Annotated in this window: 16 protein-coding genes; 6 read left to right on the top strand and 10 right to left on the bottom strand. The window is 65.6% G+C overall.

The genetic code is table 11. From position 1 onward, the window contains the following. Positions 1-108: 108 nt before the first annotated feature. Positions 109-825 carry a helix-turn-helix domain-containing protein gene (locus HQ314_RS13995; protein ID WP_222650360.1) on the top strand — a complete coding sequence of 239 codons (717 nt, stop codon included), beginning with the start codon at positions 109-111 and terminating at the stop codon, positions 823-825. Between the two features lie 21 nt (positions 826-846). On the opposite strand, the gene HQ314_RS13990 is transcribed toward HQ314_RS13995, so the two are convergent. The 5 genes from HQ314_RS13990 to HQ314_RS13970 are packed head-to-tail and all read right to left on the bottom strand — an operon-like array spanning position 847 to position 7,296. Next, entirely contained in the window at positions 847-1,617 is a 771-nt protein-coding gene (locus HQ314_RS13990) for an SDR family NAD(P)-dependent oxidoreductase (RefSeq protein ID WP_222650359.1), read from the bottom strand. A gap of 26 nt (positions 1,618-1,643) precedes the next feature. Then, on the bottom strand, positions 1,644-2,618 hold the full coding sequence (locus HQ314_RS21765) for a zinc-binding dehydrogenase (RefSeq protein WP_222650358.1): 975 nt from the start codon (positions 2,616-2,618) through the stop codon (positions 1,644-1,646). Positions 2,619-2,657: 39 nt separating this feature from the next. Next, complete coding sequence (locus HQ314_RS13980) at positions 2,658-5,174, bottom strand: ATP-binding cassette domain-containing protein (protein ID WP_222650515.1); 2,517 nt, start codon at positions 5,172-5,174, stop codon at positions 2,658-2,660. A gap of 5 nt (positions 5,175-5,179) precedes the next feature. After that, positions 5,180-6,265 (bottom strand): substrate-binding domain-containing protein, encoded by a 1,086-nt coding sequence (locus HQ314_RS13975; RefSeq protein WP_222650357.1) that lies wholly within the window; start codon positions 6,263-6,265, stop codon positions 5,180-5,182. A gap of 47 nt (positions 6,266-6,312) precedes the next feature. Then, positions 6,313-7,296 (bottom strand): ABC transporter permease, encoded by a 984-nt coding sequence (locus tag HQ314_RS13970; protein WP_261781654.1) that lies wholly within the window; start codon positions 7,294-7,296, stop codon positions 6,313-6,315. A gap of 392 nt (positions 7,297-7,688) precedes the next feature. Between HQ314_RS13970 and HQ314_RS13965 the strand changes: the two genes are divergently transcribed. From HQ314_RS13965 to HQ314_RS13955, 3 genes are read left to right on the top strand one after another with little or no spacing between them, the layout of a single operon-like run. Continuing rightward, a complete protein-coding gene (locus HQ314_RS13965) occupies positions 7,689-8,090 on the top strand; it encodes a nuclear transport factor 2 family protein (RefSeq protein WP_222650355.1) in 402 nt (133 codons plus the stop codon). 29 nt (positions 8,091-8,119) lie between these two features. Beyond that, the gene (locus HQ314_RS13960) at positions 8,120-9,193 is read left to right on the top strand and encodes a maleylacetate reductase (RefSeq protein ID WP_222650354.1); all 1,074 of its coding nucleotides are present in this window, start codon (positions 8,120-8,122) and stop codon (positions 9,191-9,193) included. Continuing rightward, entirely contained in the window at positions 9,190-10,077 is an 888-nt protein-coding gene (locus tag HQ314_RS13955; protein WP_222650353.1) for a dioxygenase, read from the top strand. The genes HQ314_RS13960 and HQ314_RS13955 overlap by 4 nt, the downstream gene beginning before the upstream one ends. Before the next feature lie 31 nt (positions 10,078-10,108). On the opposite strand, the gene HQ314_RS13950 is transcribed toward HQ314_RS13955, so the two are convergent. From HQ314_RS13950 to HQ314_RS13930, 5 genes are all read right to left on the bottom strand, one after another. After that, positions 10,109-11,179 carry an adenosine deaminase gene (locus HQ314_RS13950; RefSeq protein WP_261781724.1) on the bottom strand — a complete coding sequence of 357 codons (1,071 nt, stop codon included), beginning with the start codon at positions 11,177-11,179 and terminating at the stop codon, positions 10,109-10,111. Positions 11,180-11,287: 108 nt separating this feature from the next. Continuing rightward, the gene (locus HQ314_RS13945) at positions 11,288-12,064 is read right to left on the bottom strand and encodes an amino acid ABC transporter ATP-binding protein (RefSeq protein WP_056447689.1); all 777 of its coding nucleotides are present in this window, start codon (positions 12,062-12,064) and stop codon (positions 11,288-11,290) included. After that, positions 12,061-13,518, bottom strand: coding sequence for an ABC transporter permease subunit (locus HQ314_RS13940; RefSeq protein WP_222650514.1), 1,458 nt, complete (start codon positions 13,516-13,518; stop codon positions 12,061-12,063). The genes HQ314_RS13945 and HQ314_RS13940 overlap by 4 nt, the downstream gene beginning before the upstream one ends. A gap of 43 nt (positions 13,519-13,561) precedes the next feature. Beyond that, complete coding sequence (locus tag HQ314_RS13935; protein WP_222650351.1) at positions 13,562-14,845, bottom strand: thymidine phosphorylase; 1,284 nt, start codon at positions 14,843-14,845, stop codon at positions 13,562-13,564. After that, positions 14,838-15,272 (bottom strand): cytidine deaminase, encoded by a 435-nt coding sequence (locus HQ314_RS13930; protein ID WP_027503722.1) that lies wholly within the window; start codon positions 15,270-15,272, stop codon positions 14,838-14,840. The genes HQ314_RS13935 and HQ314_RS13930 overlap by 8 nt, the downstream gene beginning before the upstream one ends. 252 nt (positions 15,273-15,524) lie before the next feature. On the opposite strand from HQ314_RS13930, the gene sdhC reads away from it, so the two are divergent. Together sdhC and HQ314_RS13920 are read left to right on the top strand one after the other, a co-directional pair. Continuing rightward, on the top strand, positions 15,525-15,932 hold the full coding sequence (gene sdhC / locus HQ314_RS13925) for a succinate dehydrogenase, cytochrome b556 subunit (RefSeq protein WP_081821085.1): 408 nt from the start codon (positions 15,525-15,527) through the stop codon (positions 15,930-15,932). A 3-nt stretch (positions 15,933-15,935) separates the two neighbouring features. Continuing rightward, on the top strand, positions 15,936-16,397 hold the full coding sequence (locus HQ314_RS13920; protein WP_222650350.1) for a succinate dehydrogenase hydrophobic membrane anchor subunit: 462 nt from the start codon (positions 15,936-15,938) through the stop codon (positions 16,395-16,397). Positions 16,398-16,403 lie beyond the last annotated feature (6 nt).

Genomic DNA, 16,403 nt, shown 5'->3' with positions numbered 1-16,403 from the left:
GTCAGAGATAAAACAGGAAACGAGTGCAATACTCAGGTACAAGCGTCGTGCGTCCAGTGGACACACACATGGCAGCAGTGCCCGCGGATCTGGAAGGGGAGGCGTGCGATGAGCGACACGGCGATCGAAGTCGGTACCTCGGACACAGCAGCACAGATGAACGTCCAGATGGGTCTGCGGTTGCGCGGGGCCCGCGAGGGCGCGGGAATGTCGCTGCGTGAAATGGCTCGACGCGTGAACCTCTCCCCCAGTTTCATCTCACAGGTCGAGTTGGGCCGCACAGCTCCCTCGGTCGGCACCCTCTATGCCATCGTGACCGAACTCGGGCTGTCGCTCGACTCACTGATGGCGGAAGACGTCGCGCCGCGCGACATGGAAAGCGCCGAGCCCGAACCGACTCCGGTCGAGGACGACCGACACGGCGTCAGTCACGCGCTCGGAAGCGCACCCGCTTCCCGTGTCGTCCCGCTGCCGGAAGTCGGGTCACTCCCCGGGCTCCAACGCGCCGACGAGCGGCCCGAGCTCTATCTGGGCGGCGTGCGGTGGGAACGCCTGACGCCCGACGACGATCCGAATGTCGAGTTCCTCCGGGTGACGTATCCGCCGAACACGGAATCGTGTCCCCCGGACAACCTGATGAACCACGGCGGTAAGGAGTACATCCACATCCTCTCGGGCAAGCTCGAGATCCAGGTGGCGTTCGCTCGCCAGGTACTCGGGCCGGGCGACAGTCTCCATTTCGATTCGTCGATCCCTCACCGGCTCAGCAACCCGCACGCCGAGACGTGCATCGCGATGTGGTTCGTCGTGGGGCGCCAGCACTGAAACGCTGACACCCCCCGAGCGTCACACGGCGGTGTAACCGCCGTCGACGACCAGCGCGGAGCCGTGTACGAAGCGTGCTTCGTCGCTGGCCAGGAACAACACCGCCTGTGCCACGTCCTCCGGCTCACCCACATGTCCGATGGGGTGTTTGGGCTCCATGATGTCGAGATATCCGCGCAATCCGCCCTCACTGCGCTCGGCGAGATCCCGGACGAACGGCGTCAGAATAGTTCCCGGATGCACGGAGTTGACCCGGATGTGGTCACGACCGTACGTCGCGGCATCCTTCTTGGTCATGAGCGTCACGGCACCCTTGGCTGCGTGGTAGGGCGCCATCTCGTGCGAGCCCACGAGTCCGTAGATCGACGAGATGTTGACAATGCTTCCGCCACCGTTGTCGCGCAGATGTCGGATGACATGTTTGGTGCAGAAGAAGACACCTTTCACGTCGACGGCGAACACCGCGTCCCATTCCGCTTCGGTGACTTCGTCGGTGGGCTTGTCGACTCCTGAGATCCCGGCGTTGTTGACCAGGATGTCGAGTTTTCCCCAGTGACGGCGCACCTCGTCGAACACGGCGGACACGGAGTCCTCCGAACTCACGTCCAGCGACCAGAATTTCGCCTGCCCTCCGCTCTGTTCGATGAGGCGCACGGTCTCGAGACCGTCCTTCTCCGAGACGTCGGTGACGGCGACGGCGGCTCCCTCGGCGGCGAACAGAACGGCCATCGCACGACCCATTCCGTTCCCCGACCCGGTGACGATCGCAATTTTTCCGTGCAGGCGTGGCATGAGCAGTCCCTCGGTCGGTCGAATGGTCAGAGTGTGGCGTCGAAGGTGATGTGCACCTTGATGTTCTCGGCAGTCTTGCGCGACTCGGCGAGTGCGGTCACCGCGTCGTCGGCCGAGAATTCCCGGGTGACCAGTCGACCGAGGTCGATGCCGCTCCTGGCGATGAAGCGCAGGGTGGCCGGCCACACCCCCGGTGATCCGATCGCCCCCCTGATGTCGAGTTCCTTGGACTGGATGAGGCCGAGCTTCGCCGGCGCGGAACGTCCGACATCGATACCGATGTACACCAACCGTGCACGGTGGCCGGCGAGTTCGAGCGCGGTGGCCATGACCTCCGGGCGGCCGGTAGCCTCGACGACCACGTCGGCTCCCCGTCCCCGGCTTTCCTCGCGCAGGACACGCTCGACGTCTTCGGGTGTCACCGCTTGCGCCGCACCGAGTTCCAGCGCTGCCGCACGTCGCGCGTCGGACGGCTCGACGACGATGGTCGTGGCGCCGAGCGCTGCCGCACCGGCGACGACGCCGAGGCCGATCGGTCCGGCACCGAGGACGACGAGCACATCGCTGGCATTGACGTTCCCAGCGCGCATCAGCCCGTAGTAGCCACAACTGAACGGCTCCACCAGAGCCCCGCTGGTGAAGGACACCTCGTCCGGAAGCTTGTGCAGCCAGGCAGGTTTCACGACGAAGAACTCCGCCGCCGCACCACTGATCGAGAACCCGAAGTGGTCCTCACCGATGACGCATTCGCCGACCACCCGGTCTCCGACGACGAATTCGGTCACATCCGCGCCGACCTTCGCCACCTCACCGGACCACTCGTGCCCGGGGATGACGGGATACTCGAACGGAATGATGTACCGACCTTCGAGCAGTTCGATGTCGGAATGGCACACACCGACGGATCGGGCCGCGATGAGAACCTCGTCGGCGGCGATCTGCGGAACGTCGATGTTCTGGACCTCGGCCGTGTTCTCTGCGACAAATCTGAGTGCTTTCACGTCACATGCCTTTCGGGAAATATCGAGTGGGGTGCGGTGTCAGTGGTGACGGGTTGCCTGGCGCTTCTGTAGGCCGATGTAGAGCACGGCCGCGATGATGACGATCCCGCCCTGCAGCCAGTACTGCCACGCTGTGCCGAGCCGCAGGAAGTTCGCCATCGCCAGGATCACCTGCAGAAGAAGCGCTCCCAACAGCACAGCGATCGGAGAACCGCTACCACCGCGCAGCAACGTTCCGGCAACGACGACGGCCGTGATGCTGGCAAGGGTGAAGGTGATCCCCTGATTGGGGTCGCCCACGCCCACCTGGCCGACCAGCATGATGCCGCCGAGCATGGTCAGCAACGAGCACCCCACGTACGCCGCGGTGACGGTGACGCCGGTCCGGACGCCGAACTTCTCCGCGATGGACGCGTTCGATCCGGAGGCGCGCAACGCGATACCGGGCCGTGCGTACCGCAACGCGACAGCGAGGCCGACGGCGGCGAGCACCACTATCACGGAGGCGACAGGGACAGGGCCGAGGCTGTAGTTGATGACGTCGAGAATGGTGAAGTCGACGTATCCGTCGATCTCGGGGCGGAGCAGCAGCGACACACCCTGGATACCGATGTAGGTCACCAACGTTGCGGCTACGGCCGTGAACTTCAATCCGCGGATGAGACCACCGTTGATCGCACCGACGACGATCGCCGCGGCGACCGCGATGACGATGCCGCCGAGCAACCGGGTCACCGACGCGCCGTCGTACCAGAAGAACGACATGATCACCAGGACGAGTCCGGTCAGAGGGCCGACAGACAGGTCGATCCCGCCCGTCATCACCACCAGCATTTGGCCCAGCGCGATGAAACCCAGGGCAGTTGTCGTGAGCAGTATCGACGAGATGTTGGCCTCGCCCAGGAAGCGGACGTTCTGTGTGGTCGCGATCAACGCCAGCAGGACTACTGCCCCCAGAAGGATGTAGCTCGGGAGGGATCGTGCGACACGGCTCGGCGCCGTCGCAACGGATCCCCTGCCGCGTGCGTCGTCGGACTCGGATTTCTCGGTTCGATGTCCCGTGGACGAGACCATCGCGGACATCATGTTGCGTTCGGTGAGGTCGTCACCGCTCAGCGATTCGACGATGGTTCCGCGTGAGATCACGAGGACACGGTCGCAGAGACCCTCGAGTTCCAGTGCGTCCGAGGACAGGACCACGACGGCCATGCCGTCGTCGGCGGCCGCCCGCAACTGAGCGTAGATCTCGGCGCGTGCACCGGCGTCGACACCCTGCGTGGGTTCCTCGGCGAGAATCAGGGTGGGCTGTGCCAGAAGCGCTCTGGCCAGGACCACCTTCTGCTGATTACCACCGGACAAGTTTCCGACCAGCGTCTCGACGCTCGGCGCCTTCACGGTCAGAGCCGAGGACATCTCGGTGGTCAGCCGGCTCTCGCGGCCGCGATCGATGATGCCGTTCCGCAGGAAGCGACCGAAAGCTCCGAGCGCGGCGTTCTCGCGAATCGAGAACTCGGAAAGGACACCTTCGCCCGCACGATCGGCAGGCATGAAGGCGACTCCTGCTCTGTGGGCGTTCGCGGAGGAAGTCAACGACAATTCGGTACCGCCCAGGCGGACGGAACCGGTCGACGGCGTCAGACCGGCGAGCGCACGGAGGAGGGACACCTGCCCGTTGCCGGCGACGCCGGCAAGTCCGACGATCTCCCCCGCACCGACCGAGAACGAGATGTCGTCGAAGTCTCTGCCGGACAGCGCGTCGACGACCAGGCCGTCACCGGCCGGGCCTTGTCGCTTCGGAGGAAACACCGCGTCGACGTCGCGTCCGGCGATGAGGGTGATGATCTCGTCGTCCGTCAGCGTCTGCGGGTCGTAGGATCCGCGCACGCGTCCGTCGCGCAGGATCGTCATGGTGTCGGCCAACTCTCGGACCTCGGGGATGCGGTGCGTGATGTAGACGACGGCCACCCCCGCAGCAGCCACACTGCGTACCCGCTCGAACAGAAGGTCGACCTTGTCCTGGACCAACGGCGCCGTGGGCTCGTCGAGAATGAGCACTTTGGTCTCGGTGGCAAGGGCTTTCGCGATCTCGATCAACTGACGCTCGGCGATCGGCAGATCACCACACTTGGTGTCCGGGTGGACGACGCACCCCACGGCGGCCAACTTCTCGGTGACCCAGGGACCGATCTCGAAGACGGACGGCCGGAGACTGCGAGGAATGGCGAGTGCCATGTTCTCGGAGACCGTCAGGTCAGGCAGCAGGGCCGGAGTCTGATGGACGATCGAGATTCCCAGTTCCAGTGCTTCGGCCGGTGTCAGACCCGTGCGCTCTATCCCACCGACACTCACCGAACCCGATGTGGGCGTGAGTGTCCCGGAGATGATCGACATGAGTGTGGATTTGCCGGCACCGTTCTCACCGAGCAGGGCATGAACCTGGCCGGGCACGACGTCGATGTCGACGCCGGACAGAGCGGTGACGGGTCCGAAGGTCATCCCGACTCCGCGAACCTGCAGATACGGGGTGGCCAGGGTGGCGGAGTTCGCATGGATCATGTCGGTCACTGGAGTACCTCTCCGATACGTTGCGGATCGAGCGAGCTGGAGAGGAGGGCATCCTCGGGGAGTGTCGGGTCGCATACGGGTGCGGAGGGAGTACCGCTGATCGAGTCCTCGAAGGCCCTCGGCACGTCGATCTTCGACTCGGGAGCGACTCCTCCGGTGGCCTCCGCCACCACGTGCTGCACAGCCAGTCGCACCATGTAGGTCTGTGATGTGACGGTCAACAGCTGGAACTCCGGATTCGCGTCCTTCAACTGCTCGTACTGGCACGACAATCCGTTCACATCCGCCGATGCCAACAGTGGCAGTGGCCGACCGGCCTGTTGGAATGCGGTCAAGATGCTGGTGGCGGCGAAGTCGGTCATCACCGCATCGATCTGGGGGAAGCGCGACAGCATGGTCGACGTAGCCTGCTGGGTCTCTGCGGGAGTCCAGTTGGTGACTGTGAACGGCTGGTCACCGATCAGCTTGATTCCCGGATGATCGACCAGAACCTGCTGCAGTCCCTCGTATTCCGCGAGATCCTGCGAGTTCGCGGGTGGCCCACCGAGGAAGAGGACGTTGCCTTCACCGTTCGGCAACGACTCGACCAGCCATTCACCGTAGATCCGGCCGATCTCGTTGAAGTCCGCGGCGACGAACGTCGTGTACTCCGACCCCTCCGAGCCGCCGGGAGAGACACGGTACGGAACCACGGCGACTCCCGACTTGTACTCGTAGCGGAGTGCGGGCAGTACCGCTTTACCGGAATCGGGGAACACCAACATGCCGTCGACGCCCTGGGCCCCGAGACTCTTGATATCGGCGATCGCCTTCTGGGTGTCGCCCTGAGCGTCCGTGGTGATGAAGTCCGTCACCGACGAGCACTTGGCGAGTTCGTCCTTCAGCTCCTCGATGTTGGTTCTCTTCCAACTGTTTCCGCCGCTACCGTCGGCGAAGCCGATGATGGCGGAGTCGGGGCCGCACCAAGTCGGCCGGGGTTCGTCGGCGGACACGGTGTCGAATCCGCCGACCGAGCAGCCGGCCACCATGGATACGGCGCAGGCGAGCGTCAGTGCTCGGGTGGCTGAGTTTCTGTACGTCATCGCATTCGTCCTCGAGTTGCGGGTGAGCGGTTCGGCGGTCGGTCGTGTCACTCGGACGACACCAGATCTCGTGGTGCTGTTTCGGTGCGGCGTCTGCGGAGGACCCCGGGATTCAGACCGCTGTGGAAGGCCACGCCGAGACCCAGAGCGAGTGCCTGGATCACGATCTGCCAGCCGTAGCTGAGCCCGAGGGTCGACGCGAGACGGTCGACCTGGGTGAAGAAGAGCGCTGCGATCAAGGAGGCGAGCACGCTGCCCTTGCCCCCGAGGAGCGACGTACCGCCGAGGACCACGGCGGCGACGGACGGCAGCAGATACGTGTTGCCCTCGGTGATGCCCGGTGTGTTCACGATGCCTGTCAACAGGATTCCGGCGATCGCGTAGAGAACCGCCGCGCCGGAGTACGCGCTCAGGGTGTATCCGAGCGGCCTGATGCCTGCGGCGGTGGCGACGCGGGGACTGGCACCCACGGCTTCGAATTTGCGTCCCGACGGTGTGAGCCGCACGAACAGTCCGACGACGACGGTCAGAGCGACTGCGACCAGCACGGTCACGGGAATGCCGGCGAACGAGGATCCGATGACGTCGGACAGACCGTTCGGGGTACGGCGAGCGGCTCCGCCGGACACCGCCCAGGTGGCCCCGATCAACAGTGCGTTGACACCGAGAGTCGCCACGATGGGAGCGACGTCGAAACGCGCCACGACGAAACCGGATACTGCTCCGGCACCCGCCGCGATGACCAATGCTGCAACCAGTGCCATCACGATCGCTCCCGTCGTCCCGCTGCTCGCCACCTTGGTGACGACGACGACGGACAACGAGAAGACGCCCGGCACGGACAGGTCGATACCGCCCTGCTGTACGACGAGCGTCTGACCGATGGCGACGACCGCCAGGATGGCCGCGAAGGGCAGCATCGCGGAAATGGCTCCACCGCTGACGCTTTGAGGTGCCACGATCGCGCTGATGACGAACAGCACGACCGTGGCGATGCCTATCGCGACAGCACCCCGAGCGCGTCCGCTCATGGCGGACCTGACAAGTCCTCCGGCCGGCGGCGGGCCGGTGCCCGACTGATCGTCTGATGTCACGAGAAGTCTCCGTTGATCGAGCGAGTGAGTGAGTCGAGCTCCGACGAACGCGTGTCCAGTAACGCTGCATGTCGTGTCCTGTGCTGATTGAACTGTGCGTTGAGTCACTTGTCAAGGAGCTTGGGTAACCAGTCACTCTCACCAGTTCGTATGGCATCTGTAGTGCAGTTTTCTGAAGTTGTTCGTCGGGACGGAGATCGTCGGCCTGTCTCTGCGAGGTGAACGCGGCAGAAATCGGGTGTTCTGTGACAGTTGACACTTGTCGGTCGGATCCATAACGTCGACAACCATCGGCATCGTTTCGGCCGCACGACTTCTAGGAGAACCCCATGACCGAACCCCGGGTACTGGACATCGACACGGTCAAGGCCGAGATACTCGACCTCGAGGACCGCCGCTACCAGGCAGTGGTCGACGGTGACTTCGACACCTTCCGTAGCTTGTGCCACCCCGATCTCGTGTACACCCACTCCGACGGAAGCCGCGATTCCGTAGCGTCGTATCTGGAGAAGGTGGAATCCGGGTTCTACGTCTATCACCGCATCGACCACCCCACCGACGACGTTCTGGTGTCCGGGGACACCGCGATCGTGGTCGGCGAGATGAACGCGAGCATCACTGCGAACGGCAAGGACAAGGACCTGGTCAACAACTGCATCGCCGTGTGGGTGCGCGAGAACGGCTCGTGGCTTCTCCTGGCGTACCAGCCCACGCCGCGACCGGCATCCTGACCGAACTCCCACGACATCAGGAGGCACCCGTGCTCGAGTTCGACCACGACACACTCGCTCAACGAGTTCTGTTCGGCGCAGGACGAGCTGCATCCAACCTCGCCTCGGAGGTCGAGCGACTGCGCTCGAACTCCGTCATGGTGATCGCCGGACCCGCGGAGGCCGAGTTGGCCGTCGAGGTTTGTCGATCGATCACCCCGCGGTTGATGTACTCCGACGTCGCACCGCATGTTCCGGTCGAGAAAGCCGAGAAGGCGCGTGCCGCGGCCGCTGACCACGACGTCGACCTCCTGGTCAGTATCGGTGGCGGTTCGACCACCGGCCTCGCCAAGGCGGTGGCCCTCACCACCGGGATACCGATCGTCGCCATTCCGACGACCTATGCGGGATCCGAGGCCACGAACGTCTGGGGCATGACGGAGGCGTCACGGAAGACGACGGGTGTCGACGCGCGGGTTCTCCCCACGACCGTCATCTACGACGTCATGTCGCTACTCACGCTTCCGGTGGAGCTGAGCGTCGCGTCGGGTCTCAACGCCCTGGCACATTCGATCGATTCGATGTGGGCGCCGCGGGCCGACCCGATCAACTCGACACTGGCCGTCGAGGCCATCAGCGCACTGTCGGGCGGACTACGACACATCAAGCGGGACTCCACGAGTCAGGACGGCCACGAGCAGACTCTGTACGGGGCCTACCTGTCGGCCGTGGCATTCGCCTCGGCCGGTTCGGGTCTGCACCACAAGATCTGCCATGTCCTCGGTGGGGCGTACGACATGCCTCATGCCCAGACCCACGCCGTGGTTCTGCAACACGTACTCGAGTTCAACGCTCCCTACGCAACGGTTGCCGAGAGGCGCATCGCCGCCGCCCTCTCCACGGCGACAGCGGTAGAAGGCCTGGCATCACTTCGCGCCGACCTCGATGCTCCTCGCGCGCTTCGCGATTACGGTCTGAACGAGAAGGACCTACCGGACGCCGCGAACCTCGTTCTCGAGGCGGTCCCCCCGTCCAACCCGCGACCGGTGACCGCCGAGTCGTTGACCGCTCTGTTGCATGACGCATGGGCGGGAACGTCGACGGATCTGGAGGCCACCCGATGACCGAAACGTCGATCGAACAGCAGCAGAGAGAACGCGAGCTGACGGACAAGGTCGTCGCCAGCTTCGCCGACGCGCCCGATCCTCGGCTGCGAGACGTGCTCACGTCGCTCACCGAGCACCTGCACGCCTTCATACGTGACGTGCGCCTGACTCAGGAGGAGTGGAATACCGCCATCGAGTTCCTCACTCGGGTCGGGCACATCACCGACGACAAACGACAAGAATTCATTCTTCTCTCCGATGTCTTCGGTGCGTCCATGCAGACCGTCACGGTCAACAACGAGGCCGTCGCCCACGAGACGGAAGCGACTGTGTTCGGGCCCTTCTTCGTCGACGACGCACCCGCCACTCCCCCGGGCGGTGACATCTCCGGAGGCGCACCGGGACAGGCATGTTGGGTCGAGGGCACCGTGACCGACACCGACGGCAAGCCGGTACCGAACGCGCGGATCGAAGTCTGGGAAGCGGACGACGACGGCTTCTACGACGTGCAGTACTCCGACGGACGAGTGGCTGCGCGCGGGCATCTGTTCTCCGACGCCGAGGGGCGATACGCATTCTGGGGCCTCACTCCGACCCCGTATCCCATTCCTCACGACGGCCCGGTAGGCCGGATGCTCGACGCCGTCGGGCGATCACCCATGCGCGCGTCGCACCTGCACTTCATGGTCACCGCAGACGGCAAACGCACGTTGATCACTCACATCTTCGTGAGCGGAGACGAGCTACTGGACCGGGATTCCGTGTTCGGCGTGAAGGACTCGCTGATCAAGGACTTCGTCGAGCAACCGGCCGGCACACCCACGCCGGACGGGCGCGATCTCGGGGACGACACGTGGTCCCGCGTCACGTTCGACATTGTGCTCGCACCTGCGCGGACATGAGGCCCGGTCGTCCGGCGACTGCTCGTCACCCCTACCCCAACAACACCCGGTACCCAGGCTTCACGACGTCGTCGATCAACGCCAACCTCTGGTCGAACGGCAGGAACGACGACTTCAGCGCATTGATCGTGAACCGCTCGAGGTCGGACCACCCGTAGCCGAAGGCCCTGGCGAGCCGGTACATCTCCTTGCTCATCGAGGTGTCACTCATCAACCGGTTGTCCGTGTTCACGGTGACGCGGAACCGTAAGCGGGCCAGAATGTCGAAGGGGTGCTCCTCGATGCTGGCCACGGCGCCCGTCTGGACGTTGGAGCTGGGGCACAGTTCCAGCGGAATGCGCTTGTCTCGCACGTAGTTCGCGAGCTGACCGAGTTCGCGGGCGCCGTCGGCGTTCGTGGTGATGTCGTCGACGATGCGCACACCGTGGCCTAACCGGTCCGTGCCACAGAACGCGATCGCTTCGTGGATGGAAGGCAGGCCGAACGCCTCGCCGGCGTGAATGGTGAAGTGCGCGTTGTTCGCCCGCATGTACTCGAACGCGTCGAGGTGCCGGCTCGGGGGGAAGCCCGCTTCCTTGCCGGCGATGTCGAAGCCCGCGACACCCTGGTCGCGGTACCGGACTGCCAGTTCGGCGATCTCGCGGGAACGGGCGGCATGCCGCATCGCGGTGAGGAGGCATCCGATGACGATGGGTCGACCGGCCGCACGGGCGGCGCTCTCGCCCTGGCGGAACCCTTCCAGGGTGTGCTCGACCACCTCGTCCAGTGTCAGCCCCTTCTCCAGGTGCTGCTCGGGCGCGTAGCGCACCTCGGCGTAGACGACGCCGTCGGCGGCCAGATCCTCGGCGCACTCGCGCGCCACGCGCTGCAGGCCCTCGGCCGTCTGCATGACGGCGACGGTGTGCGCGAACGTCTCGAGATACAGCTCCAGGGAGCCGCTGTCGGCGGCGTCGCGGAACCACCGGCCGAGGCTCTCCGCATCCGACGCGGGAAGCCCGTCGTACCCGCACTCGCTCGCCAGTTCCAGCACGGTCGACGGCCGGAGCCCGCCGTCGAGATGGTCGTGCAACAACGCCTTCGGCGCGCGGGCGATGTTCTGCATGTCCAGGGGTGCCGGACCGCTCAGTCGTGCCGCGCTGTCCGGAGCAACCGTCAGATCGTCATCCATGTCCCGACTGTAGTGTTCGCGGCCGCGCCTCGCGCCCCTCGCCTACAGCGGGTCGAGGATGCGTTTGAGGAACTGTTGCGTCCGCTCCTGCGCCGGGTGCGTCAGCACATCGGTGGGGGTGCCTCGCTCGACCACGACTCCCCCGTCGACGAACAGCACCTGGTCGGCCACCTGCTGCGCGAACCGGATCTCGTGAGTGACCACGACCATGGTCCAGCCCTCGCTCGCGAGGTTCTTCATGACCGACAGCACCTCGCCGACGAGCTCGGGATCGAGCGCCGAGGTGGGCTCGTCGAACAGCATGAGCTCGGGTGCCAGGGCGAGTGCGCGGGCGATCCCGACGCGTTGCTGCTGGCCACCCGACAGCTGGAACGGGTACTGGTCCTCCTTGCCGGTGAGACCGACCTGCGCGAGCAGTTCCCTGCCCGCCGCCTCGGCCTCCGCCCGCGGGTGCTTCTGCACGATCACGGGACCCTCGACGACGTTCTGCAGCACCGTCTTGTGCGGGAACAGGTTGTGGCTCTGGAACACCATGCCGCTCTGTGCACGCAGCGCTGCCGTCGCCGACCGGACGCGGCCACGCGGAGCCGACGCCAGCTCACCGAAGTCCGCGGACACGTCGCCGATGCGCACGGTGCCGGAGTCCACCGGGTCGAGCGCATTGAGCCCGCGCAGCAGCGTGGTCTTGCCGGAGCCCGACGGACCCACGACGACGGTGACCGTGCCGCGGTCGGCGGTGAAGTCGACTCCCTGCAGGACGTGGTTGTCGCCGAACGACTTCCGCAGTCCCGTCGCCTCTATCAAGGGCTTCTCGGTCATCGCGCCACGTACCTGTCCAGTCGGGTCTCGAGTCTGCCCTGCACGGAGGACAGGACGATGCAGATGATCCAGTAGTACACCGCGGCCACCGAGTAGAGCGCGAAGAAGTCGAAGGTGGGGGCCGCCGCGAGCTGCGCCACGCGGAGCAGCTCGGTGACCAGGATCGTGGACGCCAGTGATGTGTCCTTCACCAACGAGATCAACGTGTTGGACAACGGCGGCACCGCGGTGCGCAGCGCCTGCGGCAGGACGATGCGCTGCAGCGTGGTGCGGTACCCCATGCCGATGGTCTCGGCCGCCTCCCACTGGCCCTTGGGCACGCCGAGAATGGCCGCCCGCACGATCTCGGCCGCGTACCCACCGACATTGATGCTGAACGCCACCACCGCCGCCGGGAACGGCGAGATGACCACCCCGAACTGCGGCAACGCGTAGAACACGATGAACAGCTGCAGCAGCAACGGCGTGCCGCGGACGATCGAGACGTAGAAGCGCGCGAGCAGCGACAGGGGTCGGATCGAGGAGATCCGGGCCAGTGCCACGGCCAGCGCGATCGCGAGACCGATGACGAAGCTGATCGCGGTGAGCGGCAACGTCGTGGTGACGGTGGCCTTCAGCATCGGCACCAGGTTGCGGGTGATCAGTTCCTGAGTCGACTCGGTGGCCCCTGCCTCGACGGTGGGGGCGGTGGCCGCGGCGGTCTGCGGATCCGGCACCGCGACGTCGGACCCGAAGTAGCGCTCCGAGGCCGCCGCCAGCGTGCCGTCGTCCTGCAGCTCCGCCAGCGCGGTGTTCACCTGCTCCATCAGACCGCTGTCCTTGCGGGCGGCGAAGGCCTGCAGGCTGGTGTCCCCGGTCTGGGCGGCGACGGCGACACCCGTGTCCCCGGTCTGCGCGAAGTACTCGGCGATGGCGAGCGAGTCGTTGACGGTGGCGTCGACACGGCCGTCCTTGACCAGCGTCACCGCCTGGACGAATCCCTCGACGGCCTGCACCTGAGCGCCGGCGTCGGTGGCCACCTCGGCCCAGTTGCTCGTCGACGACTGCGCCGTGGTCCGGCCGGCCAGATCCGCCAGCGAGGTGATCGACGTGTCCCCGGCCCGCGCGACGATCTCGCCCTCGGAGACGGTGTACGGCCGCGAGAGGTCGTACTTGGCCTGCCGTTCGTCGTTGACGGTCACTTGGTTTGCGATGAGGTCGAACCGGCCGGACTCGAGACCGGCGAAGATCGAGTCGAACGGCGTCTGGACGAACTCGACGCGTACGCCGAGTTTCTCCCCGACCGCGCGGACGACGTCGATGTCGTACCCCGTCAGGTCACCGTCGGACCCCTGGAAACTGAAGGGGCTGTACGTGCCCTCCGTGCCGACCACGAGCACACCGTTGTCGGTGACCGTGTCGATCAACGGCTCGTCCGAGGACGACCCGCACGCGCCCAGCAGGATCGCGAGCATCACCCCCACCAGCGTGACGAGGGACCACCGAGCGCGCGTCACACTACGTACCGATCCGATCCAGGATCAGCGGCGAGACGGCAGGAGCGTCGTCGCCGACGGCCCATCCGTCCGTCAGTGCCTCGAGCGCACCGTCGAACCGTTCCGTGGTGTCCGTGTGCAGCGTGAAGACCACACTCCCGGCGGACACCCGCTCTCCCGGTCTGACATGCATGCGCACCCCTGCTCCTGCCTGGACCTGCTGGCCCTGCCGCTCGCGCCCGGCACCCAGCCGCCAGGCGGCGATACCCACCGCCATGGCGTCCACACGGGTGACCACGCCGTCGCGGTCGGCCACGACGTCGTGAGTATGTCGTGCCACGGGCAGCGGCGCATCGGGATCGCCACCCTGTCCGGCGATCATCGACCGCCACCGGTCCATGGCCGTGCCGTCGCGCAGTTTGTCGGCCGGATCGACACCGTCGAGTCCGGCGGCCGCGACCATCTCGCGCGCCAGCGCGAGAGTCAGCTCGACGACGTCCGCGGGGCCGCCGCCGGCCAGGACGTCGAGGGATTCCTGCACCTCGAGAGCGTTGCCGGCGGTGAGGCCGAGCGGGGTGGACATGTCGGTGACCAGGGCGACCGTGTTGACGCCCGAGTCGGTGCCGAGCTCGACCATCGTCGCGGCGAGCTCGCGCGCCTGATCCAGCGACTTCATGAACGCACCCGATCCGCACTTCACGTCCAGAACCAGTGCGCCCGTCCCCTCGGCGATCTTCTTGCTCATGATCGACGCGGCGATCATCGGGATCGACTCGACGGTGCCGGTGACGTCGCGCAGGGCGTAGAGCTTCTTGTCCGCCGGGGCCAGATCCGCACCCGCAGCGCAGATCACCGCGCTGACAGCGGGGTCGTCGAGGAGTCGGGTCATCTCGTCGGCCGTGAGATCGGCCCGCCAGCCCGGAATGGACTCCAGCTTGTCCAGCGTGCCGCCGGTGTAGCCGAGACCGCGTCCCGACAGCTGCGGCACCGCCGCACCGCACGCCGCGACGAGGGGTGCGAGCGGGAGCGTGATCTTGTCCCCGATACCGCCCGTGGAGTGCTTGTCGACGGTGGGACGCGAGATGGACGAGAAGTCCATGCGGCTGCCCGACGCGATCATCGCGTCGGTCCACTGACGGATCTCCACGCGTGTCATGCCGCGCAGCAGAATGGCCATCGTGAGGGCCGACATCTGCTCGTCCGCCACGTCGCCACGGGTGTACGCGTCGACCATCCACGAGATCTGGTCCGAAGAAAGGATGTGGCCATCGCGTTTGGTGGCTATCACCGATACGGCATCAGGCATCGGTCACCGCCTTCTCGGCGGTGTTCGAGACCTGCCCGGCGGCGAGATCGTCGGGGCCGAACGCCTCGGGGAGGAGGTCGCTCAGTGGACGCACACCCGACGCCGTGTCGATCAGCAGATCGCCTCCGCCGAACTCGAACAGAAGCTGCCGACAACGGCCGCACGGCAGCAGGATCGAGCCTCGACTGTCGCAGCACGAGAACGCGATCAGGCGTCCGCCGCCGCTCGCATTCAGCGCCGACACCAGTCCGCACTCGGCGCAGAGCCCGAGACCGTATGAGACATTTTCCACATTGCATCCGGCGACGATGCGTCCGTCGTCCACTGTCGCAGCGGCCCCCACGGGGTAGTTCGAATAGGGCGCGTAGGCGTGGGTCATAGCCTCACGAGCACTGTCGCGCAAGGATTTCCAGTCGACTTCCGGCATGGGGGCGATCCTGTCACGTCGAGGCTGCCACTGCAGGCAACTCCGAGCGACCCACCAGGTCATTGGACAGGCAAACCTAACTTCCGGTCGGCAGGGAAACGCCAGGCCCAACGCGAATTAGTGCGTGTCCGAGCATGGGATTAGAGTTCGAAGAAGTCGTTTCACACACACGATCGAGCTGGATTTCTCCGGTATCTCTCCGGGCGTCTTCGCTCGTCGCGTCCATCAATGATGTTGGAGGCACTGCACTCGATGGCTAGCACGACCGAAGCCGCCCCGACGCGGGAGCGCACGCGGTCTCTGTACCGCGGAGACCCTGGCATGTGGTCCTGGGTTCTGCACCGGATCACCGGTGTCGTCACGTTCTTCTTCCTGTTCGTGCACGTCCTGGACACGGCGCTCGTCCGCGTCGATCCCCAGGCGTACAACGACGTGATCGACACGTACAAGACGCCGATCGTCGGCCTGATGGAGCTCGGCCTCGTGGCCGCGGTGCTCTACCACGCACTCAACGGCATCCGAGTCATGCTCGTCGACTTCTGGTCGAAGGGAACCCAGTACCAGCGCCTCATGCTGTGGGTCATCCTGGGCATCTGGTTCGTCGTCATGATCCCGGGCGCGGCACGCATCCTCTACAACACCTTCACCGGGGGGCACTGAGCCATGGCGACCACCGACGCAGGTGCCAAGCAGGCACGCACGCTGGGAACGTCTCACGACCGTCCCGCCAGCCTCGACAATCCGCGCTCACCGCGCCGGAAGAACCGCGGCAACTTCGAGCTCTACGCATGGCTGTTCATGCGCTTCTCCGGACTCGCGCTCGTCGTCCTCGTCCTCGGCCACATGTCCATCATGTTGCTGCTCGACGACGGTGTTCACCGCATCAACTTCGCCTTCGTGGCCGGCCGCTGGTCGAGCCCGTTCTGGCAGGTGTGGGACCTGACGATGCTCTGGTTGGCGCAGCTGCACGGCGGCAACGGTCTGCGGACCGTCATCGCCGACTACTCGCGCAAGGACTCCACGCGGTTCTGGCTCACCACGCTTCTGGTGCTCTCGATGATCCTCATCATGGGTCTGGGCACGTACGTCATCTTCACGTTCGACCCCAACATCACCGGCAGCTAGGGGAGA

This window comes from Rhodococcus sp. BP-332, from assembly GCF_019836065.1.
Lineage (GTDB): Bacteria > Actinomycetota > Actinomycetes > Mycobacteriales > Mycobacteriaceae > Rhodococcoides.
Note: the sequence above shows the minus strand (reverse complement) of the source record. Positions and strands in the feature narration are given on the sequence as shown.